Genomic DNA, 1,713 nt, shown 5'->3' on the forward strand with positions numbered 1-1,713 from the left:
CCCTTAAGTCACGCCGTACCCGCTACGCTGCGGGCGAGCGCGGGTAAAAAATGGGCACGCCGACTGGGTCGGGTGCTCATTTTTTCATTCTACTTTTTCTCCAGGCGCTCAGCCCTAAATTCATCAAGATTGGTCAGGCTTTTTTTCCAAGTAAAACTTTAGATATTTTTTGGGTCTTTCTTGAAAGGCACGTGCCTTACCGAATCTGTAAGCGTCATCAAAATATTTATAAGCCTGTAAATAATTCTCCAGCTCAAAATAAACCATTCCCACGTTAATCAACGGCCCTGTGTCGATATCTGACTCCCGGCCATCCAAGGTCTTTTGCGCCCAGTCTTTAGCGGCCTTAAAGTTATTGTTGTCGAAATACAGATTGAAAAAAGAACCTGTGACCCATGATGACAAGGGCGTCCATGCCAGCTTTGGATCAGGCAGTAAGTCCCACGCTTTTTGGTACAGGGCTTGTGCTTCATTTTTTTTGTTTTGCTCATCGAGCTCATTACCCGACGCCATGATGCCCATTATTTCGTCTGCCAGAGTTGGGTTCTCATCTGCTAAGTCTTTCATATGACAATCCTCGACTAATAAATGGGCTTTTCTGCGGGGCCAATAAAAATGTCAAAAGGTGACTGTCAAAAGGTGTCAAAAGGTGACGGATCTATTTTCAATCAAGTAAATCCGTCACCTTTTTTCCTCCTTTTTCCTGCTCCCATGCCACGGGTGTTAGCTCGTCCGGGTCAAAGTTTATCCAGGCTCGCAACCAGAGTGGTGTAAAACGGCACGCCCAGCTTATCGATTACTTTGATTCTTCCCCCTTCCTCCTTGAGGTCTTTGAGGTAGGGGCCGAACATCACTTCATCGGGCGCGGTTCGCAAGATCTCTTTGTCGAGGATCAAAGTGTCTTTCTTCACGACCTTAAAGTGCATGAGGAAGCAGTCAATCGTTAAGTGGCATTTCAGAGCGCACGCGTAGTCAGTTCCTTTTATTTTTTTTTGTTTAAATGTCCACTCGTTTCTATAGTGGTTGCGACGGAATTCATCAATTGCGCTTTTCAATAAGTCGTCGGGTAGGGCTGTGTGTTTTGCGCCTTTCTCCAAGCCTTCCAACAAAAGCTTAATAAAAAACTCATTCAACTCACTGGCCGATGTGCATTTTTTATAACGCGCTGTATCCAAGGTGAAATTGATGATGAGCGCCCCGCTGGAGTTTATATAGGGGGCCTTCGTTACTTGGCTGGTTCCGACAAAACAAATTTTCTTAAAGTTCGGCGTCTCGAATTTTTCGGCGCTCAGACTACGCTCAAGATAATTGCAAATTGATCGGCTTTGATCGCGAAACGAATGAATAATATCGTCGCTGAATTCAACCAAGTCCGGATATAGGTATATCTCTTTTAAAATCATGGTCTTGAGTGCCTCACTGGGTCTAGTTCCTGCCTGCGTCGATTCGCATTTCTTCGTTCCCAGTGCTCGATTTTCCAACGAGCACCTGGGCCGGCCGGAACCTTTTTGATGACTCGGGATTGATAGCGTCCAGCGTTACCAGATTCTGCGTTCCATTTTCTAACCTGGGTTTCGGCACGCACCGATTTTCAGTGTCAAAAGGTGACGGATCTATTTTCAATCAAGTAAATCCGTCACCTTTTTTGACCAAAGAACAGGCCAGTCATGTCCTCAACGCTGTTCTCGAAGAAATCACCGGCGCCCTGCACCA

2 protein-coding genes are annotated in these 1,713 nt (G+C 45.9%); both read right to left on the reverse strand.

Going from position 1 to position 1,713, the window contains the following annotated elements; genetic code table 11:
* Positions 1 to 123: 123 nt before the first annotated feature.
* A complete protein-coding gene (locus AC6CIA_RS26260) occupies positions 124 to 567 on the reverse strand; it encodes a tetratricopeptide repeat protein (RefSeq protein ID WP_498316052.1) in 444 nt (147 codons plus the stop codon).
* A gap of 170 nt (positions 568 to 737) precedes the next feature.
* Positions 738 to 1,481, reverse strand: a complete 744-nt coding sequence (locus AC6CIA_RS26265; protein WP_498316054.1) for a hypothetical protein — start codon at positions 1,479 to 1,481, stop codon at positions 738 to 740.
* Positions 1,482 to 1,713 lie beyond the last annotated feature (232 nt).

The organism is Pseudomonas sp. GQ91, from assembly GCF_059758795.1.

What these genes read in the sequence shown, in the direction of transcription:
- AC6CIA_RS26260 (WP_498316052.1), bottom strand. Translation starts at nt 567, where the DNA reads ATGAAAGACTTAGCAGATGAGAACCCAACTCTGGCAGACGAAATAATG.